The organism is Facklamia sp. P12945 (assembly GCF_050409485.1).
Classification (GTDB): Bacteria; Bacillota; Bacilli; order Lactobacillales; family Aerococcaceae; genus Facklamia.
The window spans coordinates 1-1795 of the sequence record NZ_JBNUPJ010000048.1 but is presented as its reverse complement, the minus strand read 5'-3'; the positions used below and the strand labels follow the sequence as shown (position 1 = coordinate 1795).

The 1795-nt window shown below is 28.1% G+C and carries 2 protein-coding genes; both read left to right on the top strand.

What is annotated here, in order from left to right; all coding sequences use genetic code 11:
- Positions 1-235: 235 nt before the first annotated feature.
- Positions 236-829, top strand: a complete 594-nt coding sequence (locus ACQV2X_RS08630) for a type IV toxin-antitoxin system AbiEi family antitoxin domain-containing protein (protein ID WP_428874601.1) — start codon at positions 236-238, stop codon at positions 827-829.
- Positions 822-1661, top strand: coding sequence for a nucleotidyl transferase AbiEii/AbiGii toxin family protein (locus ACQV2X_RS08625; RefSeq protein WP_428874600.1), 840 nt, complete (start codon positions 822-824; stop codon positions 1659-1661). Before ACQV2X_RS08630 ends, ACQV2X_RS08625 begins: the two co-directional genes overlap by 8 nt.
- Positions 1662-1795 lie beyond the last annotated feature (134 nt).

Here is a 1795-nt window from a genome sequence, read left to right as displayed (position 1 = left end):
TTTAATAGATTGGACTTCTGTGTTTTTATGTACCAAAAAATAGGGTGGAAGGAAGTGTTTTTCTTCCATCCCCCCTATTTATTATAGAACTTTAAAAGCAGAGTAGGGAAGCAGAGCCAAGTAAAATAATGGATTGTGTAATTGAAATAAATTGGATATGAATTCAAAGCTTTGTTGTAAATACACTAATAAAAGTATATAATATAAGTGTAAATGCAACAAGGAGATGAATATAATGAATCATAGAAAGCAAATTGAAAGACATCTTAAAAAGTCAGGTGGTATTATAACATCTACTTATTGCAGAGAAAATAATATACCTACAGTATATTTAAGCAGACTAGTAAAAGAAGGAAAATTGTTTAGAGTTCAAAAAGGAATATATATTACTAAAGATGGTGATTATGATGACTACTATTTTTTTCAATATCAGTATAAAAAGGCAATATTTTCCTATGAGACAGCTTTGTTTATACTTGGAGTAACGGACAAAATTCCATGGATAATGGATGTTACAGTTTACAATGGCTATAAATTTAATGAAAAGCAAGATACACTTAATGTTAATTATGTAAAAAAATCTATTTATGACTTAGGCATTATCCAGAAAAAGACAATGTTTGGAAATACTGTTAATGTTTATTCCTACGAAAGAACACTTTGTGATTTTATTTCTAACAAAGAAAAAATGGATGTTGAAGTTTATGTAAAACTCATTCGTTCATATTCTAAATATAAGGATAAGGATATACATTCTCTTTATGAAATAGCAAGAAAAATGGGAATAGAAGATAAAGTAAAGGAAGTTATGGAGGTGGTATATGAATAAAGCAAAACTAACCGCTATTTGTCACAAGATAAGCAAAGAAACTGGACTTCCATTTAATTCAGTAATGCTATATTATTTTTTGGAAAGCATATTAAAAAAATTATCACAGAGTAAATATCATGAAAACTTTGTTTTTAAAGGAGGTTTTCTTCTATCTAATGTAGTAGGTATAGATTCAAGAAGTACAGTAGATATAGACTTTCTTTTGAGAAATATGCACTTATCAGAAGAAAATATATTAAAAATATTACAAGAAGCACTGGAAACAAAATCTTCAGATGATATATTCTATAAAACACATGGAATAAGTACAATTAAGGAAGATGACCAGTATGGAGGGTTTCGTGTAAGTATACTTTGTAGAATGGAGAATATAAGACAAATCGTACCTCTTGATATTGCAACAGGAGATGTTATTACACCCTATCCCATAGACTATAAATATATAAGTGCTTTTGGACAAAAAGATATTTTAATTAAAGCTTATCCCATAGAAACAATATTAGCAGAAAAAATTCAAACAATTTATTCAAGAGGATTTTTAAATAGCAGAAGTAAGGATTATTATGATCTTTATATAATTTATAAATTAAAAGATAAGGAAATAGAGATTGATATATTAAAAGAGGCTTGTATTCAAACATTTAACTATAGAAAAACGGAATTTGATACAGATAAAATCATCAGTCTAATGGAAATGTTAAAAACAGATGAAGCTTTTTTAAAAAGGTGGCAAGCGTATTCGAAGAAAAATCTCTACGCTAGAGACATAAAGTTTGAAGATGCCATAGATAATGGAATAAATATTATAGAAAAAATAAAAAATCAGTAGAGCTATGAAAAGATGAGAGATTGAAGATTTAAGGCTCTATGTCCAATAGGGTTGATGCTATCCAAGGAGATTAAGCCACTAACGGTTGCTTGGTCTCCTTTTCTTTTCTTCCTGACACATATAATCTTGATATT

What these genes read in the sequence shown, in the direction of transcription:
- ACQV2X_RS08630 (WP_428874601.1), top strand. Translation starts at nt 236, where the DNA reads ATGAATCATAGAAAGCAAATTGAAAGACATCTTAAAAAGTCAGGTGGT.
- ACQV2X_RS08625 (WP_428874600.1), top strand. Translation starts at nt 822, where the DNA reads ATGAATAAAGCAAAACTAACCGCTATTTGTCACAAGATAAGCAAAGAA.